We start from the raw sequence: 26,470 nt of genomic DNA, 5'->3' as shown, positions 1-26,470 counted from the left end.
CGGTATTACTGGTATTGAGCGGCGGCGCGTGGCACCGCCTCGATCAGGCGGCGGGTGTATTCCGCCCGGTCGGGACTATCGATCTCGGACGCCTTCACCACCTCGATCAGATCGCCGCGATACATTACGGCAATCCGGTGGGCGATCTGGCGGATCAGGTTGAGATCGTGGGTGATGAACAGGTATGCGGTACCGCTGGCCTTTTGCAGTTCCAGCAGAAGCTCCACGACCGACGCCTGCACCGAGACGTCGAGCGCAGAGGTGATCTCGTCGCAGATGACCAGCTTCGGTTTGGAGGCGAAGGCACGGGCAATCGCCACGCGCTGCTTCTCGCCGCCCGAGAGCTGATGCGGATAGCGGTTTGCGTGGGTGCGCGGCAAGCGCACCTGCTCCAGCATGTCCCCGACCTGTCGCTCAAGATCGCTTGCATCGCCGAACAGTTTTAGCGGCCGCGAGAGGATCTCGAAAATCTTCTGACGCGGATTGAGCGAGGCATCCGGGTGCTGAAAGATGATCTGCACGTCCTTGCGATAGGCATTGTCCATATCGCCGAGATTGCGGATCTCGCGTCCTTCGAACCGGATCTTGCCCTCGAACCGGTTGAGGCCGGTCATGGCCTTGGCGAGCGTCGATTTGCCCGAGCCGGATTCTCCGACAATGCCGAGAATTTCTCCCGGACTGATGCTGAGGCTGATCGCATTGTTGCCGGTCACGCGCTCGGTCTTCCGGCCGGTCAGGGCGGAAAGGAACGGCTTGCGACCGAAATGGACGCTGACATTCTCGACCTCGACCAGCGGCTTCTCCGTCGGAGCGACATCATCGTTTACCAGCCGGCGGGCCGGATCGGGAACCGCGTTGATCAGCTCGCGGGTATAGTCCTGCTGCGGATTGGTGAAGATGTCACGCACCGTGCCCTGCTCGACGATCTCGCCGCGTTTGATGACGGCGACGCGGCCGGCGGTGCGAGCAACCAGCGCAAGGTCGTGCGAGATGTAAAGCGAGGCGACGCCTGTTTCGGCCTGCAGCTCGACGAAGAGATCGAGGATTTGTCGCGAGGTGATCACGTCGAGGGCAGTGGTCGGCTCGTCGAAGATGATGCATTCGGGATTGCAGGCAAACGCGGATGCGATGACGACGCGCTGCTTTTCGCCCCCCGATGCCTCATGCGGCATGCGGTGCATCATCTGGGCCGGCGTCTTCAGCCCGACATGGGCAAGCCGCGCCTCGCCTTCCGTCCAGGCCTGCTGCCAGGACAAGCCGCGGTGGCGAACGAGGACTTCGGCCAGCTGTTTGCCGAGCGAGAGGGTCGGATTGAGCGATGTGCTCGGATCCTGGAACACCATGCTGATCCGGCGTCCGCGAAACGTTTCCATTTCACGTTCCGCCTTTTCCAGCAGATTGTCGGAGCCCAGCAGGATGCGTCCCCCGGGCTCGCGGGCGTTCTTGGGCAGGTAGCGCATGATCGACCATGCAAGCGACGTCTTGCCGGACCCGGATTCGCCAACGAGGCCGAGGATCTCGCCACGGCTGATGGCGAGATCGATATTCTTCAGCGCGTGAAACGGGCCGTTCGCGGTCTCGTAATCGAGCGAATAGTTCTCGATTGTGAGAACTGGCGTAGCGGGCGAAGGGTGTTCAGTATTGGTCATTATTTTCACCTCAGGCCCGCGGATTGAGGGCATCGCGGAGACCGTCGCCCAGGAGGTTGAAACCGACGGCGACGATCGCGATCGCCACGCTCGGCCAGATCAGGATGCCAGCGGAAAGATGCATGTAGCGGCGCGCTTCCGATACCATCAGTCCCCATTCGGCAGCCGGTGGCTGGGCGCCGAGACCGAGAAAGCTTAAGGTCGCAAACAGCATCACCGCGAAGGACACGCGAATGGTCATCTCGACGATGATCGGTGCAATCACGTTCGGCAGCATTTCGCGGCGAATGATGTAGCCGGCACTTTCGCCCCGTGCGACGGCCGCGTTGACGTAGTCCTGCTTTCGCACCGACAGCGCAACGCTGCGGGTGATGCGGGCCATGCCCGGCGCAAAAGCGATGGCGACGGCGACCAGCGCATTGACGGTGCTGGAGCCGAGAAGGTTGACCACCAGAAGGGCAAACAGCAGGCTCGGTATCGACATGACGGCATCGATGGTGCGCATGATCAACTCGTCCGCACGACCGCCGAGAAAGGCGGAGGCGGTTCCGATCAGCGCCCCGATCAGGGTGCCGACGATGGTGGCGAGAACCGCCATGACGACGGTGGCACGCGCTCCGATCAGAAGCCGGCTGAAAATATCGCGACCATACTGGTCGGTGCCGAGCCAGTAGGTGAGGCTCGGACCTTTATAGCGTGCAAGAGGTGACAGCTTTTCCGGATCGTGCGGCGCGACCAGAGGACCGAAGACGACGACTAGCAGCACGAACACGACGAGGAAAATTCCGATCGCGCCCTGCGGCGTCTTCAACAGACGTTTCGTGAAATCAATCATACTGGATCCTCTTGTCGAGCCAGGCATAGAGGATGTCGGCGATGAAATTGACGATCGAATAGGTGGCAGCCATGATCAGTACGCCGGCCTGGATCGCCGGCAAGTCGCGGGCCTGGATGGCGACGATCAGCTGGCGTCCGATGCCCGGAATGGCAAAGATCTCTTCCACGACGATGACGCCGCCCAGAAGATAACCGACATCGAGCGCGACAATGGTGATGGTGGGAAGAAGCGCGTTGCGCAGCGCATGGCGGCGCAGAACCTGTCCGCGGGAAATCCCCTTGAGCCGTGCGGCGCGGATATAGTCGGTATGCAGCACGTCCACCAGTTCGGACCGAACCATGCGCGACACATGGGCAATCAGGATGATCGAGATGACGCAGACGGGCAGGACGAGATGGGCGATCCCGCGGGAAAAGTCCTCGGTCAGCGGCACGTAACCGGTCGGCGGCAGCCACTTCAGCCAGTCGGCGAAGAACAGCACGGCGACAGTTGCCGTCACGAATTCCGGAAGTGCGACGCCCGCATAGGAGATCAGGCTCACCACCATGTCGGCGACCTTGCCGCGACGGATGGCGGCGATGATGCCGAGCGGGATGGCGAGAACCAGCATCAGGCCGATCGACAGGAAGGCCAGAAGCAGCGAGCGACCGAGCGCTTCGAACATGACCGGGCCGACCGGCTGGCCGGTGCGCAGCGAAGTTCCGAGATCCCCCTGAACCACGTGCCACAGCCAGGTAAGATACTGCTGCCAGATCGGCGCGTTCAGGCCCATGGTTGCGCGCAGCGCGTCGAGCGCTTCCTGGGTCGCGTTTTCGCCCAACATCATGACGGCCGCGTCGGCCGGCAGGACCTGGGTTATGGCAAAGACGATCAGCGACACGACGAACAGCGTGTAGACGATCATCACCAGCCGCTTGGCTATGTAATTCGGGGACAGGGTCGTGTTCCTCGTACAAGAGAGCCGGACGCCCGGTGGCGTCCGGCAGGTTTTGAGATCAGCCGCGCTTGGGTGCGTCTGCTGTCAGCGAGACATAGTCGAGACGGAACACGGATGCGCGCGGATGCGCTTCGTAACCTGAAACCCAGCTGCGCTTGGCCGAGAGGACGTCGAAGAAGGACGGAATGATCGAGGGAACCTCCTCGTTCATGATCTCCTGCGCTTTGGTGTAGAGCTCGGTCCGCTTGTCGGTGTCGATCGTTCCGCGCGCTTCGTTGACCAGCGCATCGAACGCCTTGTTGTTCCAGCGCGTCTCGTTCCAGGATGCGTCCGACGTGTAGAGCAGCTTGAAGATGCCATCAGGTGTCGGCTGCATGTTGTAGAAGCCGACGTAGAAAGAGCCCTTCTTCCACACCTGCTCGAGGTAGGTCGCATGCGGCATCGTCTGCACGTTGATCTTGATGCCGACTTCCTTGGCCATTTCCTTCAGCGCGACGGCAAGCTGCGTGCGAACAGCGGGGCGGTCGGAGGCGACAAGGGTGGCTTCAAAACCGTTCGGGAACCCGGCTTCTGCAAGCAGCTTCTTGGCTTCCTCGATGTTCTGCTCGCGCTGCTTGACGCCCTTGAAGAACTGGTAGGAGCCGTTGAGCGGCGTGTCGTTACCCTGTGTTCCGAAACCTTCGGTGACGAAACCGACCATTGCCTCACGATCGACGGTCAGTGCGATGGCGCGGCGAACGCGCGGATCGTTGAAGGGCGCCGTATCGCAACCGAAGTTGATGTTGCAGAACTGGCCGGACGGCGTGCGCAGCACGTCGACGCCATCGCTGCCGTCGAGGCGCAGATATTCGGTCGGCTGGATGGTGGAGACGATGTCGACATCGCCAGACATCATCGCGGAACCTTCAGCGGAAATGTCCGGGAAGACCTGCACTTCGACGCGGTCAAGATAAGGACGAGCCGGGTCGTAATATTTCTCGTTGCGCTCGACGACGATCAGGCGATCGGGCTCATAGGAGACCAGCTTGAACGGACCCGTACCGACGGCTTTGGTCGACAGGCTCTTCAGGTCGCCGGTGGCGATCGAAGCCGGAATGATGCGGGCGCTTGTATAGGCCATGGAGACGGGAAGGTCGGCATAGGCGCCGGTCAGCTTGAACATGACGGTTGCATCGTCGACGGCAACGATATCGGCGATCGGACCGACATTGTTGCGGCCGGGAGATGCTGTCGCCGGATCAAGGATTGCCTTGAAGGTTGCGACGACGTCCTTGGCCGTGAACGGCGAGCCATCGTGGAAGGTAACGCCGGTGCGCAGCTTGAACGTCCATTCGGTCAGCGCCTCGTTCGGTGTCCAGCTTTCGGCCAGATCCGGCTCGACCGACATGTCGACCTTGAGACGGGTGAGGTTGCTGTAGAGCAGCTCGGTCACCAGGTATTCCGGGTTGACGCGAGTCAGAAGCGGGTGGATGACGCTGACGGCCTGGTCGACGGAGATTTTCAGCGTACCGCCCTTGGCCGGTGCTGCGGCCTGGGCAGAGCCCAGCGATGGCGTTGCGAGAATGGCGGCGGTGCCGGCCAGGAAGAAGCGGCGTTTCATTTCCAGCATGTTTATCGTTCCCTTTATGCTTCGATGCTGCTTGGTATGGTTATATGCGACTTTCGGGCATGGCCTCGGCAGCGAAATCCGCCGCGAGATAGGCGAGAATGCTTTTTGCGAGTGCGATGATGTCCTGTCGGGTCGTGTGCTCTTCCGGGCTGTGGATGCAGCTTTCCGGGCGGCCGAGGCCACCGAGCAATACTTCAGGGCCAAAGCCGGCCTTCTGGACATAGCCGAAGTCCGAACAGCTGGCGGCGCCCCATTTCTGAAAATCGTTCGGCTCGTATCCGAAGCCGAGCGAAAGCGCCTGTTGCCAGCGCGGCCAGTGCGGGCCATCGGGATCGTCGGTCGGGATCAGATGACCGACAAGATCGACTTTGAGCCCGAGCTCTGTCCCTTCGATGCAATTTCGGATCGTCGCTTCGATCTCGGCGCGTGCGTCCTCATAGCGTTCTTCCGGCGCATACCGACGGCTGACGAGGATCTTCACTTCGGCCGGAACCTGCCCGCCCGCCGTGCCGCCGTTGATGGCAGAGATGGTCAGCTGTGGCCGCAGCGGCCCGGTTGCATGCGGCGGCGGAGCGAGCTTGGATGCGCGTTTGGCCACGTCAGGCTTCAGCGCTGCGAGCGCATTCAGAACCGGCAAGGCGCCCTCGATGGCATTCACACCCGCGCCGGTGCGATTGCCCTCGCCGGCATGGACCGCATGGCCGGTAATCGTGACCTGCAGGTTGAAGATCCCGAAGCAGCCCGCCCAGATGCGTGGTGCGGCCGTTCCGTTGAAATTGAGGATATGCCCCTTGAGCATGCCCTGTTCCGCGAGATAGCGAATGCCGGGATACAGACCGCCTTCTTCATCCGTGCACAGGAGCAGCATCGGATCGTAAGCGAGAGAAACGCCGCATTCGCGTGCCGCCCGAAGCGCCAGAAGCGTCGCAGCGATTGTGCCCTTCATGTCGGCAGCACCAAGCCCGAAAAGGTCATCGCCTTCGACCGTCAGCTTCAGCGGATCGCGGCTCCAGCCCGGAGCAACCGGAACCGTATCGACATGATAGTAGAGACCGCAGACAGGCCTGTCCGTTTCGCGCCTTGCAACGAGATTGATGCGTTCGCCGGACGCCGGTCCGCCCTCGACATGCCAGAGGTCGTGAGGCACCGTCACGCGCTCGAATTCGAAGCCGAGCGGCATCAGCAACTCGGTCATCAGATCGGCAAACGCGCCATAGCCTTCGCCCGGCGGAAAGGTGGTGTCGACCGCAACCATCCGTGCAAGATCCTGCACGGCCATCTCGACATCGCGGTCAATCGCTGCCATGGCAGACGTCAGGGGCTCAGAAGTGGTGCCTGGTTGCTGTAGGCTCATCTCGGTCGTCCTCCGCATTCCGGCAGCCTTCACAACTCGGCTCATTAATATAAACTATATAGTAATACAGCGTAGATCGGCATCACGTGTCAACTCCAAAGAAGAGGCAATTCATTGCCTGATAATTCAGCAAATGCCGCCCGACTGAGCGACCTGTCTCTGCCTCTCTATGAGGTCGTGAAACGACAGATCACCGAGGCGATCATGATCGGCGCCCTGGAACCCGGCTCCGTGCTGCCGAGCGAGATCGCCCTGGCGCAAACCTATGGCGTTGCTGTCGGAACGATTCGACGCGCCCTGATGGATCTCACCAACGACGGACTTTTGAGCCGACGCCGCAAGACCGGGACCGTCGTGACCGGACGCAAACCGCAGCACGGATTGCGCCTGTTCTTCCAGTATTTTCGTCTTCACGGGCTGGACGGCTCGCTGAGCAAATCCGTTACGAAGGTCACGTCGCTGGAATTCGGCGAGGCTTCGGACGAAACAGCGGCGAAGCTGCAGATTGAAACGGGCCGGCCGATCGTGCATTTCCACCGCGTCCGCTATATCGACGCCCGGCCAATCATGCACGAAACGTTGACGCTGCCGCGCGAGCGCGTCCCCGGCTTTCCGCAGAAGCAGGAGGACATCCCGCCGCTCTTCTATCTGCATCTCCTGGAAAACTACGGGATCCGGATTTCGGCGATCCGTGAACAGATCGGCGCGGACCTGGCATCGGAGGATGATGCACGCTGGCTGAACCTGACGCTTCCAGCCGCAGTCATGACGATCGACGAAGTGGCCTACGACCAGATGGCCGTGCCGGTGCTCATCTCTGCGCACCGGGCGACGACTGCGGACCACCGCTACGTCAACGAGATACAGTAAGCGCGCGATCAAGCTTCAACGCTGAAGCATCTGACGCGATGAGCTTTGCTACATTAGCGCAACGTCTAGCAAACCAAAACGAGATGGCGAAACCGCCGCGAGCGTGATACAGGCTCGCGGCGGTAACAGCCTATTTTCAACGGCTTGGAGCCTATTGTTAACTCAGAATTCTTCCCAGTCCGCAACCGCCAGGGCAGCGGAAGACGAGGCGTTAGCGATCTTGCGCGGCATTGCGACGGCTACCGGGCGATCCGAAATGGGCTGTGCGACCGGTCTTGAAGGGACGGGGCGATGGGCGATCGGATTGCGCTTCTGCAGTGTCTGGGCCGGGGCCCGATCGTTGTCGAAATTGAACTGTTCGAGCAACTGGAACAGCGCGGCCGCTTCCCTTGCCATTTCATGGCTCGCAGCTGTCTGCTGCTCGACCATCGCGGCGTTTTGCTGTGTGCCCTGATCGACCGTGTTGATCGCACGGTTGATTTCGGTCAGCGCGGTGGACTGTTCGCGTGAGGTTTCGACGATCGCGGTGATGTCGCCGTTGATACCTTCGACATGGGTCGCGATCTCGCGCAGGGCGGCGCCTGCCTTCGTGACCAGCGAGACGCCGTTTCCGACATGCGTGCTGGAGGCCGTGATGAGTGTCTTGATTTCCTTGGCCGCTGTTGCAGAGCGCTGCGCGAGTTCACGCACTTCCTGCGCAACGACGGCAAAGCCTTTACCGGCCTCGCCTGCGCGCGCCGCTTCAACACCGGCGTTCAGCGCCAACAGGTTTGTCTGGAAGGCGATTTCATCGATCACGCCGATGATGTTCGAGATTGCCTTCGACGACGCTTCGATCTGGTCCATGGCACCAATCGCTTCACGCACCACGTCACCGGAATGGTTGGCATGCTCCTTCGTGCGGGCAACCAGTTGGCCGGCTTCCTCGGCGCGTCGGCTGGAATCCTTCACGGTCGTGGTGATCTCTTCCAGAGCAGCTGCGGTCTGCTCGACCGATGCGGCTTGCTGTTCGGTCCGCTTCGCCAGATCGTCCGCCGATGTGCGAACCTCATTGGAACCGGCCGAAATAGCCTTCGCGTTTTCGGCAACCATCACCATGGCCTGCTTCAGCTTCTGCGACGCCGCATTGAAGTCGGTCCGCAGGCGCTCCAGTGATGGAATAAACGGCTTTGCAATTTGCTGCGAAAGGTCACCATCGGCGAAACGCGTCAGGCCTTCCGCGAGGCGCTCGACGTTCTCGACCCGGCCGGTAACATCGGTGGCAAACTTGGCGACCTTGATGACCTTGCCACTGGGATCGAAAACGGGGTTGTAGGAAGCCTGGATGTAAACGCTACGGCCGTCCTTGCTGATGCGGCGGAACTCGTCGGCAACATATTCGCCGCCGCGAAGGCGCTCCCACAACTGCGTGTATTGCGGGGATGCCGCTTCGGTCGGGTCCATAAAGATCCGGTGATGCTTACCCACGATCTCGTTCAAGGAATATCCGAGCGCCGACAGGAAGTTGTCGTTGGCGGTAAGGATTTCACCCTGGGGCGTGAATTCGATGGTTGCCTGCGCGCGGGAAACAGCTGAAAGTTTGGCTGCGCTGTCGAGCCCATTCATCTTTGTTTCGCTGATGTCGTTGGCAAACTTGATGATCTTCAAGACCTTGCCGCTGCCATTCTTCACCGGATTGTAATTGCCGCGGATCCAGATTTCCTGGCCGTTTTTCGCAATGCGCTTGAATTCGCTGCACTCGAACGTGCCGCCCTGAAGCTTGCTCCAGAAGGCTTTGTATTCAGGCGTTGCAGCGTAATCTCCGTCGACAAAAATCCGGTGATGCTGACCGATAATCTCCTGCTCGCTATATCCCATCAGATCGCAGAAGTTTGTATTGGCTCGCAATATGCGTCCTTCGGTATCGAACTCGATGATCGCGAAGGACAGGTCTAAAGCTGAAAGGATTTGATTAGAGTTTGCGCCGAAAAAATCGAACATCACGAAGCCTTGCGATACAGGTGATTGGTCAACCTTCATCGCAAACAATTGTTAAATTAGTAATTAAGACTTGGCAAAAAACAAGAATAAGCCTTTGTAATAATACATTCAAGCGTTGCTCAATAATATATTCCTATTTCCTAATCTAGGTTGGGTAGTCTCACGTTCAGGTTGCCGGAAGTAGAGGCGAGCATCCTGCGCGGCGTGCCCTTCCTGCCGCCATCAGTCCATCTTTAGCAATCGATAACCCTCTCTCGACAAACAGTCATGTTCCGAGGCTTGGCATCCATTGCCTGGAAACGTTTGCGGATTACCTCTCGGTCAACTCCGAACGGTAACCGACCATGAACGCTGTGACGTCTATCCTCCACACATTGGAACCTCATCCGTTTCAGCTTCTCAACACCGAGAAAATACTAGAGATGTTGCCGCGCCCGGTCTTGGTTGTCGGATCCGATGGTCTCGTCGTCTACGCCAACAAGGCGAGCGAAGTCTCATTCGGCGCATTTCCCGGGGGCGCCGTCCACGCGCTTTTTACGGGCTTGGGCACAGACCTGCCCGACACCAGCTGCGCCCCGGTTTCAGTCACGTCCATCCATAGCGGTGAGAGCTTCGATGCCGCGTTCGTCTCTTTCGACGATGGGCAGTATCTCGTTGACCTGCGACCTGCATCGCAGAACCAGGGCATCGCCATCAAGACCGATGTCGACGAACTGACGGGCCTTGCCAAGCGGAACGCCTTGCTGTCGCACCTGTCGTCCGCTTTGAGCAACGGTTCTAAATCTTCATCGATCGCCGTCCACTGCCTCGATCTTGACCGCTTCAAGATGGTCAACGACACGCTGGGACATGCAACAGGCGACCTTCTTTTGAAAAAGGTGGCCGACCGCCTCAAGGCCGCGTGCCGCAAAAGCGATGTCGTTGCGCGTCTTGGCGGGGACGAGTTCGTGATCCTCCAGCATGATGTCGACGATCTTGCAGCGGCCGAGAAACTCGCTTCGCGGATCGTGGACCTTGTCGGCCGCACCTATGTTCTCAACGGTCATACAATCAATATCGGCGCAAGCGTCGGCGTCGCCTTTGGCGCTGATGCGCTCCAGCCAGACGACCTGCTCCGCAACGGTGATCTTGCTCTCTACGAGGCAAAGAAGGCCGGGCGCGGACGTTACCGCATGTTCGAAAGTGGGATGGACGCTCTACTCCTCGGACGTCGGGAAATGGAGATCGATCTCCGCCGCGCGCTGGCCCTGAAGCAGTTCAACCTGAACTATCAGCCGTTCCTCGATGTCTCGACCAAACGGGTGGATGGCTTCGAGGCCCTGCTCCGGTGGGAACATCCCGTCAAAGGCAACATCCCGCCTCTTTCCTTTATCTCGCTTGCGGAGGAAAACGGCCTGATCGTCAAGATCGGCGAATGGGTGTTGCGCACGGCCTGCCTGGAGGCCATGTCCTGGCCGAATGATATGATTGTCGCCGTCAACGTCTCGCCGCTTCAGTTCAAGGCGGACACACTGCTGGAAACGGTCGCATCGGCGCTAAGGCACTCGGGATTGCCAGCCCATCGCCTGGAAATCGAAATTACCGAGGGCGCCCTGCTCGATGACACGGATAACGTCATCCAGACGCTGAATGCCATGCGCGCGCTTGGCGTCAGAATCTCCATGGACGATTTCGGCACTGGCTATTCGTCCTTGAGCTACCTGCAGAAGTTTCCATTCAACAAACTGAAGATCGATCGCTCGTTTGTTGCCTGTGACGACGCAGACAGCGAGGCGATCCTGCGATCAATCGCAAGTCTCGGGACGAGCCTCGGGATGTCGATCACGGCTGAAGGCGTCGAGACGGCGGAACAGTTGGCGCGCATTCGTGGCGAACGCTGCACCCATGTGCAGGGCTATCTGACGGGACGGCCCATGGGCACGGATCAGATTCCGGCGTTCCTGGCACAACACATTTTATAAAGGGGAACTGGTAATGGATAACAGCTTGTATCGCCTGGTCTACTACAGCCGCAACCAGATCGGCGACGATGGCGCGGCGTTTATCTCAAACGTCGACGAGATCCTGGCGAAAAGCCGGGTGAACAATCTGCGTGACGAGATCACCGGGGCGCTTCTGTTCAACGCGGGCTGCTTCGCCCAGGTTCTGGAAGGTCCGCTCGAGCGGGTGGAAGCCGCATTCGAGCGCATCCAGCAGGACGAACGCCATGGCGAAGTTTCGCTGCTGGCCGTGGACCCGATCAGCCATCGGTATTTCCCGAACTGGGCAATGGGTTTTATCGGGACATCCGAAGCCCACGCAAAGCGCTTCGCCGACGTCGGCTCGTCAAGCGGTTTCGATCCGTCGCGGCTGAGCGGCGAGCAGATCCACACCCTGTTGCGAGACCTCGCAATCGAAGAAGAGGCCGCCTGATTCCAGTACGGCCTCCTCCTTCAAAGACATCGCTTACTGCGGAGCGTTGCAGCGGGGCGTGATCGGACGAAGCCTTACTTCTTCGCAGGATCGACCTTCTGCTGGTAGCGACCCACGATCTCACCCTTGCCGATCACATGACCGGCCACTGCGGCGAGAAGAGCATCCCGGTCGGATGTCGGGGGAAGAGCCAGCATCTCGTCGAGCGCAAGAACCTGGAAGTGATAGTGATGCGCCTGGTCGCCGGCCGGCGGCTTCGGTCCGAAATAGCCGTGACTGCCGGATGTGTTGCGGCCCTGAAGGACGCCTTCCGGTTCGACGAGGCGGAGCTGTTCCTGCAACCCTTCCGGCAGGGACGTCACCGTCGCCGGGATATTCCATGCCAGCCAGTGAACAAACGGCTTGGTCGGTGAGGAGCCTGGATCCTCTACGATGATCGCGTAGGACGCAGCCTTCGGGACGGTCTTCCAGCTGATCGCCGGTGAGACACTCTCGGCATATTCGCTATGACGCTGCGGCATGAGTTCGTCGTTGTCGAAAGACGAGGACGAGACGGATACGCTGCCTTCCGTCTTGGTCTCTGGGCGATCCATGGCAAGTGGCACATCGATACCATTGGCGGCCTGCGCCTTCATAGGTTCAGCTGGCGCAGCGGGCTGCGCTTGTGCCTTTTGCGCGTCGCCGGTGTAAGCCACCCTGTAGATGACACCGTTTGCATCGTCGGCCATCAGCAAGGCGCCATCCTTGGCGACGGCCAGTCCGACCGGTCGTGCGAAATGCGTCTTGCCACCATCGCTGAGGAAGCCGGTGACGAAAGGTTCGAAGGATTTCGGCTTGCCGTTTTCGAAGTGAATGCGAACAATCTCGTATCCGGATGCCGGGTTACGGTTCCAGGATCCGCGCATGGTTGCAAACGCATCGCGCGAGAACTCGGCCGGAAACGACGTCCCACTGTAGAATTTCATCTGCATGGGGGCTGCGTGTGCCGTGTAGCCGAGTTTCATCGGATCGCTCTGCGCCTTCCACTCCTCCTTGGTCACGCCGCCGACCGGTGTCGACTGCGGATAGATGTCGCCTGCTCCGTAAACATGCGGCCAGCCATATTGCTTTCCCTGTTCGATGAGGTTGAGCTCTTCTGCCTGCACCTCATCACCGAGGAGATCGATGCCATGGTCGAGCCCCCAAAGTTCACCGGTCTCGCGGTTCCAGTCGTAGCCGATCGTGTTGCGAAGGCCGGACGCGAAGATGGTTCGGCTCTTGCCATCAGGGGTCGCCCGGAGCACCGTTGCGTTTTCGGCATTGCTCTCATTGCAGGCGTTGCAGGTGGAGCCGACGCTGATGTAGAGCATGCCATCAGGACCGAATTCCATGACGCGGTTGGGATGCTGTCCGGAATCCGGCAGATCGCCAATGATCATTTCGAGTGGCCCGAGCGTGCCGTCGTCCTTGATGTCCGCGACGAACACCTCTTTGACCGTGACGAGGTACAGCCTGTTATCCTTAATTGCCAGACCGTGGGCCTGCGCACGCGCTGCCACTTTCACCGGTGCGCCGTCGGCCTTGCCGTCGCCGTTCTCGTCCTTCAGCAGCAGCACGTCGCCTTCCTCGCGGCGGCTGACATAGATATAGCCCTTATCCGACACGGCGATGATGCGGCTGTTTCCGAGACCCTGGGCGAAAGGCTCAACGGTGAAACTTTCCGGCGCCTTCAAGGTGGCGATCCGTTCCGCGGTTGCCGGAATCTTGTTCGGCTTGAACACGTTGGTCGTGATCTGGACTTCGGTTCCATCGCCCTGCTGTGCATAGGCTGCGCTGCTCAAGAATACCGCGGTCGCGACCGACGCGACGCCAAGAAGTCCAAATTTCATCACTGTATCTCTCTCGTTGACTCGCCCCGTAACCAGCAACCGGAGCCATAGTTCCTCCACCGAGACGCGGAGCGAGAGCACCGCCGTGGTTTGAGACGTCAAATCGAACGAGTGCGCAGTGTCATCCTTTCGGTGGCTTTGGCAAAGGGTTGCCAAACAGATCAACCGGATCGGGAACCGCCGACGCGCTCCCCTTCTGGTCGTCGGATAGTCTGCCACCAAAGGAGCGCGAACTGTTCGGCCTTCCGGCCCACAGCACCATTTCGATCTTTTCTCCGGCCTTGATATCTCTGTGAGCGATGAAATAGCCGCGGTGGTCCGGTGCGCGCTCGTGGCCGGCTTTTTCATTTTCGAATAGGCTGACATCGCCGGGCTTTGCCTCGTAGCGCATCGTGACGTCCCTCTTGTCTTGTCGTTACCGGTCCCATGGCGGGATAAATCTGCGGTCGTTATAGGCGGACAGGAAACCGGAATGGATGGGGTCGAGCCAGTTCTCGTCTTTCAGAAAGACAAGGGCATCATGAACGAGACCGCCACCCGATGCCTGAACCTTGAGCATTGCCCGGAAACTTCCCTCTTCACCAACGTCTTCCAGCTTATCCAGAACCGGCAGATCGTTTTCAGGGACTTCAAACAACTCCCCTGTCACCTGCAAACCGGTTCCCGGTTGTTCGAGCATCATCGGCCCGTAGAATGGTGCTGCTATCAACAGGGGGTAGGGCTCGACCGTCACTACATCCCCGATATATTCCGAATTCCCAAGCCCCTTATCGTGAAGCGCAAAGCCTCTTTTCAGGGTGCCGTAAATGAACACTTTCACATGGTTCTCCTATCCGTGAGGTCGAATAACCCGCTCGTCATCGACCTGTTCCGTGCACGGCAACGCGGCATCCGGTCGCTGATCTCTCACCGTCATGGCGGCCTGACCGCGTGAAGAGAAAACTCAAAGTTCGAAGGGAACAGGGCGCGACAAACTAAGTTCTTGCAGCCTGATAAAATCGCTGACGCGAGAATGGCAGGTTCATGTGAGTATCGTTGAGTCCCGAAATGAAAACGCCCCCTCTCCCCTCCCCGCATCGGAACAGACCCCGCATCTGAAACTACCGCCGGGTTTGGTGGCAACCCGGCTTGAGGCATCGCTCCGGAGCTCCGGTCGTTCGCTCTGCTATGTGGCATTGAGCGAAAATGCTGCGCAAAAAACAGCGGATGCCATGGCAGCGCTCTTTCCCTCGGTCCAATTCATTGTTCTGCCGCCTTGGGACTGCCTTCCCTATGATCGGGTTCCGCCCTCGCGGCACTGCATGGGTCGACGCATGGACGCATTGCGGATATGGACCAGGCCAAGCGACACGCCGCGACTGCTGCTGACATCGATCGACGCGACGCTGCAGCGCATTCCGCCGGCGGGGGTCATCGCAGATGGCCAGATCGAACTGGTGGTCGGCGAGCCATTCGATCGCGAGGCATTCCTGAATTTCGTCAGACGATCAGGCTATGTGGAAGAGGGCGTTGCCGACGATCCCGGCGAACTGGCGGTGCGCGACGGGATGATCGACATCTATCCCGCCGGCGCCCCGGGCCCAATGCGCATCGTCCTGTCGGAAGACGATCACGTGACCGAATTGCGTGGATTTGACCGCGTCTCGCAGCGAACCGAGAGCTACCTTGAACGGTTGAGCTTCGGTCCGGCATCCGAAGCCATACTCGCAGACGTCATTGCGGTAGCCCCTGCTCCAAAATCTGAGACGATGGAGCGCCAGCTTTCCCGCCTCTACCCGGACATGGTGACGGTTTTCGATATCCTCGGCAATGCCGCTTTGACTGCGGCTCCGGGCGCAGCAGACCGGGTCGTACGGAATCTGGAAATCATCGACGACGCCCGCCAGTCCCGCACGGAATTCGGTAAGACCGGAACATCCTCTCCTTGCTCGTTCTATCTTGACAGCGAGGAGTGGGAACAGCGCTTCACCGGCGTGCAGACCAGCGCACTGGATCTCGAACAAGGGGGTGAACTGCCTTCCGGGGCGTCTGATGCGGACCCGCGCAAGGCACTGGTCAAATTTGCACAGGAACGCCTGGGCGATGGAATGAAGGTTGTAATTTCCGGGCATGGCAAGGCATCAGAGGCGCTTTGCCGCCGTGTCGCGAAAGCAACTGGCGTATCGCCTCGGTTCGTCGACAGCTGGACGCAGGTGATGGACGCCGAATCCGGCGCGCTTTTGAAGCTCGCCTGCGCCCTCGATCACGGGTTCCTCGACGTCGCGCAAAATGTTGCTGTGATCGCCGCGGGCGACGAACACCGACATGTTTCAAGTGCAACTTCCTTTCTTGGCGAACCAGATCTTCGGATCGGCGACGTCGTCGTCCACGAAGATCACGGCATTGGCATTTTAAAAGATCTGGAAAGCATCGCCGTTGCAGGTGTCGCGCGTGACGCTGCCCGTCTGGAATATCGCGAAGGTGCTTCCGTGCTTGTTCCGATGGAAGAATTCGGAAAGCTGTGGCGCTACGGTTCCGAACCCGAGGCGGTCTCGCTCGATCGTCTTCACACCGACGCCTGGCAAAAGAAGCACGAGAAGATTGTCGCGGATATCAAATCGACGGCGCGTCATTTTTCGACCATCGCAAAGCACAGGCAGGCCTCGCCGGCCGAGACGTTCATTCCTCCCCGCGCCGAATTTTCAGCCTTCACCCGACGGTTCCCTTTCGCCGAAACACCAGATCAGGCCGAAGCCATCAAGGCCACGCTTTCCGATCTCGCGTCCGGGCGTGCCATGAACCGCCTTGTCTGCGGCGATGTCGGCTTCGGCAAGACAGAGATTGCACTGCGCGCCGCAGCAGCGGTAGCACTTGCGGGCGGTCAGGTGGTCGTCATCGCCCCAACGACTGTTCTCACACGTCAGCATTTCGCCACCTTCAAGCGACGCTTCGAAGGAACAGGCATCTCTGTCGGAATGTTGTCACGGCTCGTCAAGCCAAGCGAGGCGAAGCAGGTCAAGGCGGCGTTGGCCGAGGGTGAAATCGACGTTATCGTCGCGACCCATGCGATCCTTGCAAAAGACGTGGGCTTTGCGCATCTCGGGCTTTTGATCGTGGATGAGGAACATCGGTTCGGGCTCAAGGACAAACGGGCCATGAGCGCGCTCGCGCCGACCCTCCACACGCTCGCCATGTCGGCAACACCTATCCCACGCACCTTGCAGTCGGCAATGGTCGGAGTTCAGGAGGTCAGCCTCCTGACGACTCCGCCCGCCCGGCGCCGACCCGTTCGCACATCGCTTGCAGCATTCGACAACGCATCGATGCGCACCGGATTGATGCGAGAATACCGCCGGGGCGGACAAAGCTTCGTCGTGGTGCCGCGCATCGAGGATATCGAAGCCGTCGAGGCGATCCTGCGCAAAATTGTTCCCGAGCTCGCGGTTAAGGTCGCGCACGGCAAGATGCCGGCGGCGACGATCGACGAAGCGATCGTCGGTTTCGCGGACGGCGATGGCGATGTCCTTCTCGCCACCAACATTATTGAAAACGGCCTCGATGTGCCGCGCGCCAATACGATGTTCATCTGGAATGCGGAGCGGTTCGGTTTGGCCCAGCTGCACCAGTTGCGTGGACGGGTCGGCCGTGGAGGCGCGCAGGGCATGACCACGCTTCTGACGGAAGAAGGTGCAGAACTGCCCGAGGAAACGCGCTTGCGGCTTTTGACACTCGTAGAGAACGACCGCCTGGGCGCCGGGCTTGCGATCAGTCTGCGCGATCTCGATCTGCGCGGCGGGGGCGACATCGCCGGCGAGGATCAGGCTGGGCATATGAAGGTCATCGGCATTGGCCTTTACCAGAAGCTCCTCGCGCGTGCCGTCGCGAAACTGGGAAAACGACTTTCGGCCACCAGAAAGCGCGCAATCCTGCATCTCGACGTCGCGGGCACGATACCGGCGGATTACGTGCCGGATCCGGCTGTCAGGCTCAATCTCTATGCCAGACTTCTGCGGGCATCCTCACAGCGCGACGTGAATGATCTGGAAGAAGAGTTCGAGGATCGCTTCGGCGAATTGCCGCAGGAGACGCTGCTGTTGTTGCGCACAACCAGGCTGCAGCTTGCAGCAGGCCATCTCGGTATCGCCAAACTCGAAGCCGGACCGAAGGCGATTGCGATGACCATTGCCAAGATGCCGGCAAGGGTGATTTCGGCCCTGACGAAGAAGATTGCGGCAATCCGGCGGGAAGACCGGCTGATATTTGAGACGGTCGCCCAGACCTGTGACGAGCAGCTGAAGTTCTTCGAGCGACTCATTCTGGCGGCGCGAAGGCCTTGAGGCTTTACGGTTTGACTTGATCGACGATAGCGCGGGCCCGTACTGTGGGCCCGCGAATTTTTGTCAGAACCCCGCGTCGGAGGCTGACGATCTGTCAGTCTCGCGGAGCGCCTCCTGTCCCCGCATATCGCGCCTCTGATGCCTCAACGTGCTCGTCACGTTTGTTGTCCGCATACGCCGTGCTTTCACCGGTGTTGCCAAACTTGTCCCTTATCCCGTCGGACATTACGTACCTTTCTAGTTGCTGATTGACGGAACACCCCGAACAAGCCAAGAACAAGCAACGCCGCGGGAACCCACTTGGAATGAAGCCCTTACGTATGCAATTGTTCGAGATGAGCGACCACGTCCGCGCTTCCCCGGGAAAGCGCTGGGGAGTGGCGGTTGCAGCGTTCGGGCTTGCGCTCTACGCGCGGTTTCTATGCGACCATCTCCTGCCGCCGGGCTTCCCGTATCTGACCTTCTTCCCCGCGGTAATCCTGACGACGTTTCTGGCGGGCGTCTGGCCCGGGGCCGTTTGCGCCGTGGCCTGTGGCGTGGCTGCCTGGTACTGGTTTATACCGCCGTTTGCGATGTTCGAGATCAACGGGTCGGTCCTCGTTGCTCTGACCTTCTACGCGTGCGTGGTCATCGTGGACATTCTGCTGATCCAGGTCATGCACAAGGCGGTCGACGATCTTCAGGAAGAACGCCTGCGCAGCGAAGACCTGGTGCGCGAACAGCAGCGCCTTCTTGCCGAGCAAAAGGAACGGGAGCGCCAACAGCGTGTGTTGCAGCGCGAATTGTCCCACCGAATGAAGAACACGCTGGCGATGGTTCAAGCCGTCGTATCCCAGAGCCTGCGCAATGCGACAGACGTGAAGCTTGCCGGTGAAATGGCGTCGGCCCGCATCGACGCACTTGCCCGGGCACAGGATACGCTGACGGCAACGAACTGGTCCGCAGCAGATGTCGAGACGATTGTACGGACATCCGTCGAACCGCACCAGGACAGTCCCGACCGCTTCGATATCTTCGGGCCTCCGATGGTGCTCGAAGCACAACCTTCCATGGGTTTGGCACTGGCAATCCATGAACTTGCGACAAATGCCACCAAATATGGCGCGCTCAGTACGGCCGACGGCAAGGTCGAGATCCGCTGGACGGCGCCCGGCGAAAACGGCTTTGCCTTCACATGGATCGAAAGCAAGGGGCCGGCCGTGAGCGAACCGACGCGGCGCGGCTTTGGCTCCCGCCTGATGGAGCGCGTTGTGCCGACCTATTTCAACGGCGTCGCCAACGTGGACTACCGCACGGATGGTTTGCACTACCGCATCGAAGGCGAACTTCTTCCGAAAGAGCCTCAGCCTCTTCAGAGCTGACGCAATATGCGCCATTGGCCGGTTGCGACAACGACGACGATCGACCCAATCACTATTCGACAATCATATAATTCTAGTTCGATTATAATAATCAATTATATTGCAGCGCAGCAGGTTCGGTGGAACACTGGCGTCAACAAGGGCCGCAAAGGCCTGGAGCCGCCAGTAGGAGAACATCGATGAAACCATCTATCAGGGCCGGCTTTGTCGGCTTAGCCACTCTGCTTGCCTGCACGCCAGCCTACTCCCTCGGAGACACGATCAAGACCGCGATCGACGCGACCTTCGCGCCGCACGCGATGCCAACGCTCGACGGCAAGATCGAGGGTTTCAACGTCGATATGGCAAACCTGATCGGCGAACGGTTGGGCAAGAATGTCGATCTGACCGGAGCGCAGTTCTCCGGCCTCATCCCAGCACTTCAGGCCGGCACCTATGACTTCCTGGTAGCGCCCGTCACCGTGAACAAGGAGCGTGCCGCGAACCTTCTCTTTACCGAAGGCTTCATGGACACCAATTTCGGCTTCGTCGTGCCGGCCAATGCGCCTGAATACAAGACGCTGGAAGACTTCAAGGGCAAGACGATCGCCGTCAACAAGGGGTCTGCCTATGACAGCTTCCTGCGGGAGAAGGAAAAGGAATTCGGCTGGAAGGTCGAAAGCTACGGCACCAATACCGACGCCGTGGCAGCCGTCATTGCGGGACGCGCCGATGCCAACCTTGCCGGCAATACTGCCGCTGCATGGGCGGTCAAGAAGAACCCGCGCCTGAAACTCTCCTTCGAATACGAAACCGGCCTCGTCTGGGCCCTTTCCTTCCGAAAGGGAGACGAGCAGAACCGCGATCTCGTCGATCGTGCGATGGAATGCCTGAAGCTCGACGGCTCGATGGCGAAGCTTTCGGTCAAATGGTTCGGCGTCACGCCAGAAGCTGGCACGACGATCGTCACCCCGACCAAGGGTTTCGGGACGCCAGGCTTCGATGGTTACAAGGATGATGACCACAAAGCCTCCTGCGATAACCTGAAGTAACGATCTGCAGCACGGGCAGGCGCGTCAGTCGCCTGCCCTCCCCCTTGATCAGACAGGATGCGGCAGCCGGCCGCCAATCGTCTCTCCCATCGGAGATAGCGGTTGGCCGGCAATCTGCCCGCATCGTGCCTGCCGGAGGTCCCACAATGGCCAATCGCCCAATGCTCGAAGTCGTCGCGCTGGAAAAGCGCTTCGGGACCACTACCGTCCTCAAGAAGATCGACCTGAGGGTCGCCGAGGGCGAACTCGTGTTCGTCATCGGTCCATCCGGTTCCGGTAAAAGCACGATGCTGCGCTGTTGTAACCGTCTCGAGGAGCCAACATCGGGCGATATCATCGTCAATGGCCGCAACATCATGGCCGGTACCCGCCGCGATCTCGACCGTATGCGGCTGCAGATCGGCATGGTGTTCCAGGGTTTTCACCTCTACCCGCATATGAGTGTCCTCAAGAATGTCACGCTCGCTCAGCGCAAGGCGCTGAAGCGCGCCAAGGAAGAGGCCGATGCGCGGGCGATGGACATGCTCGAACAGGTTGGCCTGGCGCACAAGGCCGACGCCTATCCCGGTGAACTGTCCGGGGGCCAGCAGCAGCGCGTGGCGATCGCCCGCTCGCTGGCGCTCGACCCGAAAGTCATGCTGTTCGACGAGCCAACCTCAGCGCTTGATCCCGAACTGGTCGGTTCCGTCCTCAAGGTGATGAAGGACCTGAAATCCAAGGGCATGACGATGGTCGTCGTCAGCCACGAGATGGGCTTTGCCCGCGAGACCGCGGACCGGGTTGTCTTCATGGATGGCGGTGTCGTCGTCGAAGAAGGCGCGCCGGACGAGCTATTCGGCAACCCGAAGGCCGATCGCACCCGCGCATTCCTTTCGCGCGTTTCCGGGTAACGGCGATGGACCGGTTCCTCGAAACCTTCTTCAACCCGGTGGTGATGGCGAAATATACGCCTGACATCATTGCCGGAATCTGGGTCACCCTGCAGATTGCCTCGGCGGTGATCGTGGCTGGCATCCTGGCCGGCCTCGCGCTCGCCTGCCTGCGCAGCTATGGCGTCAAGACGCTCAATTTCTTCATCATCTGCTATGCCGATATCTTTCGCGCACTGCCGCCTCTGGTCGTCATCCTGATCCTCTATTTCGGGTTCCCGTCGATCGGCATCCAGCTGTCCGGACCAATGGTTCTGTTCCTCGTTCTGGCGGCGACCCTTGCAGCTTTTGCCGAAGAGATATTCTGGGCGGGCTTTTCGTCCGTCGAGAAAGGCCAATGGGAGGCCGGCATCGCAACCGGGCTCGGTTTTACCCGCACGCTTGCCTATGTGGCGCTGCCCCAGGCCGTCCGCCTTGCCATACCGCCGCTCGTCAACCGCGTGCTCGCCATCACCAAAATGACCGCGCTCGGCTCGGCCATTGGCGTGTCGGAAATCCTGTCGAGCGCCACGACGGCGCAGAGTTTTTCCGGCAGTGCCACGCCGCTCACCATGTCGGTTGTCGCCTATCTGGTGATTTTCCTGCCGATGGTGGTCTTCGCCCGCTGGCTGGAAAGCCGGACCGCCTGGAAGAAGCGATAGGAGGCTGCCATGGATATCTTCATCGACCAGTTCTTCAATCTCGACATCATGCGCCAGTCATTGCCGTTGATGATGTCCGGCCTCTGGATGACGCTGAAGCTGTGCAGCGCCGTGATCCTGCTCGGCCTTATCGGCGGCCTGTTCGTAGCACTCGGAAATATGAGCGAGCGCCGCTGGCTGCGCTGGATCTCGATCGCCTATACAGATCTCTTCCGCGCCCTGCCGCCGCTGGTGCTGCTCATCTTCATCTATGCCGGCCTGCCCTTTGCGGGGGTCAACATCTCGCCGTTTTACGCCGTCGTCATCGCCTTCCTGCTCAACAACTCCTCCTATTACGCCGAGGTCTATCGCGCCGGGCTCATCTCGGTTGCCAAGGGACAGTGGGAAGCGGCGCAGTCGACGGGCCTCAGCCCGGTACAGACGCTTTCCCATGTCGTCCTGCCGCAGGCCATCCGCAACGTGCTGCCGGACCTGCTGTCCAACACCGTAGAAGTCGTCAAGCTCACCTCGCTTGCCTCCGTCATCTCGCTGTCCGAGCTTCTCTACAATGCCGGCATGGCGCGCTCGGTCACCTACAATGCCTCGCCGCTGGTGCTGGCGGCTCTCATCTATCTCGTGCTGCTGTGGCCGCTGGTGCGCCTCGTCAGTAATTTCCAGCGGCGCCTGGCCGCCTGATCGCTTTCGAAAGGAAACTCCGATGACCATCATGAAGATCGCAGGTGCCCAGCTCGGCGCCATCCAGAAAGCCGATAGCCGCGAAAGCGTCGTCACGCGCATGATTGCGCTGCTCGATGAAGCCGCATTGAAGGGCGCCGACATGGTCGTCTACCCGGAGCTGGCGCTCACGACCTTCTTCCCCCGCTGGTATATGGAAGACCAAACCGAGATCGATTTCTGGTTCGAGACGGAAATGCCCAACGCCGCCACGCAGCCGCTGTTCGACCGCGCCCGCGAGCTCAACATCGCCATCACCTTCGGCTACGGCGAGAAGACGCCGGATGGACACTATTACAACACCTCCATCGTTACCGACCGGCAGGCCAATATCGTCGGCAAGTATCGCAAGGTACACCTCCCAGGCCATTCCGAATACGATACCGAGCGTGCCTTCCAGCATCTCGAAAAGCGCTATTTCGAACCCGGCGACCTCGGCTTCAACGTCTGGCGCAACGAAGGCGTCATCATGGGCATGGCGATCTGCAACGACCGCCGCTGGCTGGAAACCTTCCGTTGCCTGGGCCTGCAGGGCGTCGAGCTGGTCACGATCGGCTACAACACGCCGTCGGTGAACAGCCAGATGAGCGCCGAGGGGCTGGAGAAGCGGCTTTTCCATTCCGACCTCTCCATGCAGTCCGGCGCCTACCAGAATTCGACCTATGTCGTCGGCGTCGCCAAGGCGGGCAATGAGGACGGTCACCCGCTGATGGGCGGCTCGATCATCGTCGATCCGGACGGGTTCGTTCTCGCCCGCGCCGTGACCGAGGAGGACGAGCTCATCATCGCCGAATGCGATTTTTCCAAATGCGACTTCGGCAAGAAGACGATCTTTGATTTCGAGCGCCATCGTCGTATCGAGCATTACGGCCGTCTGACGAGCCAGACCGGCGTGATCATCGAAGTGTAAGGAAAGACCGACATGACAGCGTTTGATACGGTCATCCATGGCGGTCGCATCGTCACTGCATCCGACATATTCGATGGCGATATCGGCATCACCGATGGTCGGATTTCGGCAATCGGCGAGAAGATCTCCGGAGGCAACCGCCGGATCGATGCCGGCGGCAAGCTGGTCGTTCCCGGCGGCATCGAGGCGCATGCCCATATCGCTCAGGAAAGCTCCGCGGGCGTGATGACCGCCGACGACTACTATTCCGGTTCGGTCTCCGCCGCCTTCGGGGGCAATTCGTCGTTTATCCCGTTCGCAGCCCAGCATCGCGGCCAGTCGATTGCCGAAGTCATCGCCACCTATGACGGCCGCGCCGCGCCGCACTCGGTGCTCGACTATTCCTATCATCTGATCATTTCCGACCCTTCGGCTGATGTCCTTGCAGAGCTACCGGGCGTATTTGCGCGGGGCATCACGTCGTTCAAGGTCTTCATGACCTACGACCTGATGAATATCGGCGACGGCGGCATGCTCGATATCCTGACGATTGCCAAAACCCATGGGGCGCTCACCATGGTCCATGCCGAAAACAACGACATGGTGAAGTGGATGAACAAGCGGCTCGCGGCGGCTGGGCTGACCGCGCCAAAATACCACGCGATCAGCCGTCCGGAGCTTGCGGAGGAAGAAGCGATCAACCGGGCCGTCTCGCTGGCAAAGCTGGTCGATGCAGCACTCTTCATCGTCCACGTCTCAACGGCTGGCGGCGCTGCCATCGTCCAGCGCGAAAAGCTCGCCGGCACGAAACTGTTTGCCGAAACATGCCCGCAATATCTGGCGCTGACCCTTGATGATCTCGATCGGCCCGGCATGGAAGGGGCGAAATTCATCTGCTCTCCACCGCTCCGCGACGCGGCAACGCAGGAAGCGCTCTGGCGACATGTGCAGTCAGGCACGTTCGAAAGCGTCTCCTCCGACCACGCGCCCTACCGGTTCGACGCCAGCGGAAAGTTTGCCAATGGCGCGGATGCGCCTTACCCGAAGATCTCCAACGGCATGCCCGGCATCGCCATGCGCCTGCCCTATCTGTTCTCGGAGGGCGTCACCAAAGGCCGCATCACGCTGCAGCAATTCGTTGCGCTCTCGAGCACCACTGTGGCGAAGACATTCGGTATGGCTAAAAAGGGATCGATCGCACCCGGCTACGAAGCCGATATCTGCATCTGGGACCCGGAAGCCCGCCGCAAGGCAACGCTTGCCGATCAGCACGACAATATGGACTACACACCGTTTGAGGGCATGGAGATCGAAGGCTGGCCAGTCCTCACCATGAACCGCGGTGATGTCATCGTCGAGAACGGCGAGTTGAAGGCGGACCGTGGTCGTGGCCGTTTCATTGCCCGCAGCCCTGTCGACCTGACGGGCAAGCCCGGCTACCGCGCCAAGGAATTTGATCCGGCGCAGAACTTCGGCGTGGAGATCGCCCCATGAGAAAAGTCGGCCCGATCCTCGTCATCAACCCGAACAGTTCGGAAAGCGTCACCGAAGGCCTGCGCGTGGCGCTCTCCCCGATGCAGTTTCCGGGTGGTCCCGTCATCGAATGCGTCACGATCGATGAGGGTCCGCCCGGCGTCGTCAGCCAGCGCCATGTGGATGAAGCGTCACTGCGCACCGCCGACCTGATAGAAACCCGACCGGATGCATCAGCCTATGTGCTCGCCTGCTATTCGCAGCCCGGGCTGGACCTTGCCCGGTCGATCACCAAAAAGCCGGTCTACGGCATCCAGGATGCGGGCGTGCTGAGCGCGCTGGCGCTTGCGGATCTCTTCGGCGTCATCGCAGTCGCCGAAGGTTCGATCCCCCGTCACATGCGCAACCTTCGCCGCCTCGGCGTCGATGGCAGGCTTGCCGGCGAGGTCGCGCTTGAAGGCGCGATCAGCGTCGCCGATAGCGGCCATGGGGAGGAAAGCTACGCGGCACTCGTGAAGGCCGGGCTGAAATTGCGCCAGATGGGCGCCGGCGCGATCGTGCTGGGCTGTGCCGGCATGTCCGGCCATCGCCGCAGACTGGAAGAGGAGCTCGGCATCCGCGTGATCGACCCGACCCAGGCCGCCGTCGCGATGGCGCTTGGCGCAGTTCTCACCTGAACGCCATGACCGAAATCGAGCAGAAACCGGATATCTCCCTGCGCCTCCTCGAGATCTTCGGGGCCATGATGCGCTGCGAAACGACCGTCGAGGCCGCCGAGCAGTTGGGCATTTCCCAGCCCGCCGTTTCGAACGGCATCCGCCAGCTGGAAAACCAGCTCGGCATAACGCTGTTCGAGCGCCTGCACCGGCGGCTTGAGCCAACCGAGGAAGCGACGCTTCTGTTTGAAGAGGTGCGTCCGGTCTTCAGCATGTTGCGCAGCTTTTCCGCCCGCGCCCGCTCCATCAGGCACGGCACATCGGGACGGCTGCGCGTCATGTCGACGCCGCCGCTTGGCAATACGGTCGCACCGGTGGCGCTCGCACGGTTCCTGAAGGACCGTCCGGATGTGTCTGTCGCCTACGATGTTCGCCGGCTCGAACACGTCATCGAAGCTGTGCAGAGCGGCGCCGCCGATGTCGGTCTGGCGATCGCGCTCGAGCGTCATCCTTCCGTGAATGTAGAGATCCTGTCGCGTACCCATATGGTCGCGCTTGTGCCGAAGGACCACCCGGTCGCCAGCCGGCAGGAGGTGACGGTCAGCGATCTCTCCGAACACGGCTTCATCGGCCTCGAAGCTGAATCGCGCATGGGCCAGATGCTGCGTGACGCCTTCGATCGCGAAGGTATCGACTACGAGCCGCGGGTCGAGGTGCGCTACTGCGCAACGGCTGCGGTTCTGGCCGGAGCAGGCGTCGGGGCAGCGGTCGTCGATCCCTATAGCGCCGCCTACCAGTCATCGGAGGGCTTGGTGCAACTGCCCTTCCAGCCGCCCCGCGAAGTCGCGGCCGTCCTGATTACCCGCAAAGGCGTGCCGCGCTCGCGTCTGCTGCACGGCTTCATCGCCGAACTGAAGCGAGCCGCCGGCGATGTGTTTTGAAT

The 26,470-nt window shown here is 60.3% G+C and carries 22 protein-coding genes; 13 read left to right on the top strand and 9 right to left on the bottom strand.

Annotation, left to right across the window (positions count from 1 at the left end; all coding sequences use genetic code 11):
• Positions 1–5: 5 nt before the first annotated feature.
• Genes J3A65_RS02965 through J3A65_RS02945 form a run of 5 tightly spaced genes read right to left on the bottom strand, consistent with a single transcriptional unit; the run spans position 6 to position 6,339 of the window.
• Positions 6–1,649, bottom strand: a complete 1,644-nt coding sequence (locus tag J3A65_RS02965) for an ABC transporter ATP-binding protein (RefSeq protein ID WP_209899288.1) — start codon at positions 1,647–1,649, stop codon at positions 6–8.
• Between the two features lie 10 nt (positions 1,650–1,659).
• Positions 1,660–2,484, bottom strand: coding sequence for an ABC transporter permease (locus J3A65_RS02960; RefSeq protein WP_062459577.1), 825 nt, complete (start codon positions 2,482–2,484; stop codon positions 1,660–1,662).
• Entirely contained in the window at positions 2,477–3,424 is a 948-nt protein-coding gene (locus J3A65_RS02955) for an ABC transporter permease (RefSeq protein ID WP_092663122.1), read from the bottom strand. The genes J3A65_RS02960 and J3A65_RS02955 overlap by 8 nt, the downstream gene beginning before the upstream one ends.
• A 58-nt stretch (positions 3,425–3,482) precedes the next feature.
• On the bottom strand, positions 3,483–5,033 hold the full coding sequence (locus tag J3A65_RS02950; protein ID WP_209899283.1) for an ABC transporter substrate-binding protein: 1,551 nt from the start codon (positions 5,031–5,033) through the stop codon (positions 3,483–3,485).
• Positions 5,034–5,073: 40 nt separating this feature from the next.
• Complete coding sequence (locus J3A65_RS02945) at positions 5,074–6,339, bottom strand: M20/M25/M40 family metallo-hydrolase (RefSeq protein ID WP_245341420.1); 1,266 nt, start codon at positions 6,337–6,339, stop codon at positions 5,074–5,076.
• Between the two features lie 162 nt (positions 6,340–6,501).
• On the opposite strand from J3A65_RS02945, the gene J3A65_RS02940 reads away from it, so the two are divergent.
• Positions 6,502–7,257 carry a GntR family transcriptional regulator gene (locus J3A65_RS02940; protein ID WP_062578077.1) on the top strand — a complete coding sequence of 252 codons (756 nt, stop codon included), beginning with the start codon at positions 6,502–6,504 and terminating at the stop codon, positions 7,255–7,257.
• A 162-nt stretch (positions 7,258–7,419) separates the two neighbouring features.
• Here J3A65_RS02940 and J3A65_RS02935 read toward each other — a convergent pair whose 3' ends face one another.
• Entirely contained in the window at positions 7,420–9,237 is a 1,818-nt protein-coding gene (locus tag J3A65_RS02935) for a PAS domain-containing methyl-accepting chemotaxis protein (protein ID WP_209899277.1), read from the bottom strand.
• 344 nt (positions 9,238–9,581) lie between these two features.
• Between J3A65_RS02935 and J3A65_RS02930 the strand changes: the two genes are divergently transcribed.
• A complete protein-coding gene (locus tag J3A65_RS02930; protein ID WP_209899274.1) occupies positions 9,582–11,198 on the top strand; it encodes an EAL domain-containing protein in 1,617 nt (538 codons plus the stop codon).
• Between the two features lie 13 nt (positions 11,199–11,211).
• The gene (locus J3A65_RS02925) at positions 11,212–11,649 is read left to right on the top strand and encodes a BLUF domain-containing protein (protein ID WP_209899271.1); all 438 of its coding nucleotides are present in this window, start codon (positions 11,212–11,214) and stop codon (positions 11,647–11,649) included.
• Positions 11,650–11,723: 74 nt separating this feature from the next.
• Here J3A65_RS02925 and J3A65_RS02920 read toward each other — a convergent pair whose 3' ends face one another.
• The 3 genes from J3A65_RS02920 to J3A65_RS02910 all read right to left on the bottom strand — a co-directional run bounded on the left by J3A65_RS02920 (position 11,724) and on the right by J3A65_RS02910 (position 14,337).
• The gene (locus J3A65_RS02920) at positions 11,724–13,517 is read right to left on the bottom strand and encodes a YbhB/YbcL family Raf kinase inhibitor-like protein (protein ID WP_209899268.1); all 1,794 of its coding nucleotides are present in this window, start codon (positions 13,515–13,517) and stop codon (positions 11,724–11,726) included.
• Positions 13,518–13,638: 121 nt separating this feature from the next.
• Positions 13,639–13,908 carry a hypothetical protein gene (locus J3A65_RS02915; protein ID WP_062459549.1) on the bottom strand — a complete coding sequence of 90 codons (270 nt, stop codon included), beginning with the start codon at positions 13,906–13,908 and terminating at the stop codon, positions 13,639–13,641.
• Positions 13,909–13,932: 24 nt separating this feature from the next.
• Positions 13,933–14,337 carry a gamma-glutamylcyclotransferase family protein gene (locus J3A65_RS02910; protein WP_062459546.1) on the bottom strand — a complete coding sequence of 135 codons (405 nt, stop codon included), beginning with the start codon at positions 14,335–14,337 and terminating at the stop codon, positions 13,933–13,935.
• A gap of 493 nt (positions 14,338–14,830) precedes the next feature.
• Here J3A65_RS02910 and J3A65_RS02905 point away from each other — a divergent pair, with 493 nt between their 5' ends.
• From J3A65_RS02905 to J3A65_RS02860, 10 genes are all read left to right on the top strand, one after another.
• Entirely contained in the window at positions 14,831–17,833 is a 3,003-nt protein-coding gene (locus J3A65_RS02905; RefSeq protein WP_245341419.1) for a DEAD/DEAH box helicase, read from the top strand.
• Positions 17,834–18,138: 305 nt separating this feature from the next.
• The gene (locus tag J3A65_RS02900; protein WP_092663140.1) at positions 18,139–19,194 is read left to right on the top strand and encodes an HWE histidine kinase domain-containing protein; all 1,056 of its coding nucleotides are present in this window, start codon (positions 18,139–18,141) and stop codon (positions 19,192–19,194) included.
• A gap of 179 nt (positions 19,195–19,373) precedes the next feature.
• On the top strand, positions 19,374–20,225 hold the full coding sequence (locus tag J3A65_RS02895; RefSeq protein ID WP_209899265.1) for a transporter substrate-binding domain-containing protein: 852 nt from the start codon (positions 19,374–19,376) through the stop codon (positions 20,223–20,225).
• Positions 20,226–20,386: 161 nt separating this feature from the next.
• Positions 20,387–21,115, top strand: coding sequence for an amino acid ABC transporter ATP-binding protein (locus tag J3A65_RS02890; protein WP_209899931.1), 729 nt, complete (start codon positions 20,387–20,389; stop codon positions 21,113–21,115).
• A 5-nt stretch (positions 21,116–21,120) separates the two neighbouring features.
• Positions 21,121–21,795, top strand: a complete 675-nt coding sequence (locus tag J3A65_RS02885; RefSeq protein WP_062578094.1) for an amino acid ABC transporter permease — start codon at positions 21,121–21,123, stop codon at positions 21,793–21,795.
• A gap of 9 nt (positions 21,796–21,804) precedes the next feature.
• Complete coding sequence (locus J3A65_RS02880; RefSeq protein ID WP_209899261.1) at positions 21,805–22,470, top strand: amino acid ABC transporter permease; 666 nt, start codon at positions 21,805–21,807, stop codon at positions 22,468–22,470.
• A gap of 22 nt (positions 22,471–22,492) precedes the next feature.
• Positions 22,493–23,419 carry an N-carbamoyl-D-amino-acid hydrolase gene (locus J3A65_RS02875; RefSeq protein WP_209899258.1) on the top strand — a complete coding sequence of 309 codons (927 nt, stop codon included), beginning with the start codon at positions 22,493–22,495 and terminating at the stop codon, positions 23,417–23,419.
• A 12-nt stretch (positions 23,420–23,431) separates the two neighbouring features.
• Complete coding sequence (hydA, locus tag J3A65_RS02870) at positions 23,432–24,892, top strand: dihydropyrimidinase (RefSeq protein ID WP_209899255.1); 1,461 nt, start codon at positions 23,432–23,434, stop codon at positions 24,890–24,892.
• Positions 24,889–25,548, top strand: coding sequence for an aspartate/glutamate racemase family protein (locus tag J3A65_RS02865; protein ID WP_174197657.1), 660 nt, complete (start codon positions 24,889–24,891; stop codon positions 25,546–25,548). Before hydA ends, J3A65_RS02865 begins: the two co-directional genes overlap by 4 nt.
• 5 nt (positions 25,549–25,553) lie before the next feature.
• On the top strand, positions 25,554–26,468 hold the full coding sequence (locus tag J3A65_RS02860; protein WP_209899252.1) for a LysR family transcriptional regulator: 915 nt from the start codon (positions 25,554–25,556) through the stop codon (positions 26,466–26,468).
• Positions 26,469–26,470: the final 2 nt, after the last annotated feature.

This window comes from Rhizobium sp. PvP014 (assembly GCF_017876855.1).
Taxonomy (GTDB): domain Bacteria; phylum Pseudomonadota; class Alphaproteobacteria; order Rhizobiales; family Rhizobiaceae; genus Neorhizobium; species Neorhizobium soli.
The sequence above is the reverse complement of the archived record's forward strand: the minus strand, read 5'-3'. Positions and strand labels throughout refer to the sequence as shown.

What these genes read in the sequence shown, in the direction of transcription:
- J3A65_RS02965 (WP_209899288.1), bottom strand. Translation starts at nt 1,649, where the DNA reads ATGACCAATACTGAACACCCTTCGCCCGCTACGCCAGTTCTCACAATC.
- J3A65_RS02960 (WP_062459577.1), bottom strand. Translation starts at nt 2,484, where the DNA reads ATGATTGATTTCACGAAACGTCTGTTGAAGACGCCGCAGGGCGCGATC.
- J3A65_RS02950 (WP_209899283.1), bottom strand. Translation starts at nt 5,033, where the DNA reads ATGCTGGAAATGAAACGCCGCTTCTTCCTGGCCGGCACCGCCGCCATT.
- J3A65_RS02945 (WP_245341420.1), bottom strand. Translation starts at nt 6,339, where the DNA reads ATGGCAGCGATTGACCGCGATGTCGAGATGGCCGTGCAGGATCTTGCA.
- J3A65_RS02935 (WP_209899277.1), bottom strand. Translation starts at nt 9,237, where the DNA reads ATGTTCGATTTTTTCGGCGCAAACTCTAATCAAATCCTTTCAGCTTTA.
- J3A65_RS02930 (WP_209899274.1), top strand. Translation starts at nt 9,582, where the DNA reads ATGAACGCTGTGACGTCTATCCTCCACACATTGGAACCTCATCCGTTT.
- J3A65_RS02925 (WP_209899271.1), top strand. Translation starts at nt 11,212, where the DNA reads ATGGATAACAGCTTGTATCGCCTGGTCTACTACAGCCGCAACCAGATC.
- J3A65_RS02920 (WP_209899268.1), bottom strand. Translation starts at nt 13,517, where the DNA reads ATGAAATTTGGACTTCTTGGCGTCGCGTCGGTCGCGACCGCGGTATTC.
- J3A65_RS02915 (WP_062459549.1), bottom strand. Translation starts at nt 13,908, where the DNA reads ATGCGCTACGAGGCAAAGCCCGGCGATGTCAGCCTATTCGAAAATGAA.
- J3A65_RS02905 (WP_245341419.1), top strand. Translation starts at nt 14,831, where the DNA reads ATGGACGCATTGCGGATATGGACCAGGCCAAGCGACACGCCGCGACTG.
- J3A65_RS02900 (WP_092663140.1), top strand. Translation starts at nt 18,139, where the DNA reads ATGAAGCCCTTACGTATGCAATTGTTCGAGATGAGCGACCACGTCCGC.
- J3A65_RS02895 (WP_209899265.1), top strand. Translation starts at nt 19,374, where the DNA reads ATGAAACCATCTATCAGGGCCGGCTTTGTCGGCTTAGCCACTCTGCTT.
- J3A65_RS02890 (WP_209899931.1), top strand. Translation starts at nt 20,387, where the DNA reads ATGCTCGAAGTCGTCGCGCTGGAAAAGCGCTTCGGGACCACTACCGTC.
- J3A65_RS02885 (WP_062578094.1), top strand. Translation starts at nt 21,121, where the DNA reads ATGGACCGGTTCCTCGAAACCTTCTTCAACCCGGTGGTGATGGCGAAA.
- J3A65_RS02880 (WP_209899261.1), top strand. Translation starts at nt 21,805, where the DNA reads ATGGATATCTTCATCGACCAGTTCTTCAATCTCGACATCATGCGCCAG.
- J3A65_RS02875 (WP_209899258.1), top strand. Translation starts at nt 22,493, where the DNA reads ATGACCATCATGAAGATCGCAGGTGCCCAGCTCGGCGCCATCCAGAAA.
- hydA (WP_209899255.1), top strand. Translation starts at nt 23,432, where the DNA reads ATGACAGCGTTTGATACGGTCATCCATGGCGGTCGCATCGTCACTGCA.
- J3A65_RS02865 (WP_174197657.1), top strand. Translation starts at nt 24,889, where the DNA reads ATGAGAAAAGTCGGCCCGATCCTCGTCATCAACCCGAACAGTTCGGAA.
- J3A65_RS02860 (WP_209899252.1), top strand. Translation starts at nt 25,554, where the DNA reads ATGACCGAAATCGAGCAGAAACCGGATATCTCCCTGCGCCTCCTCGAG.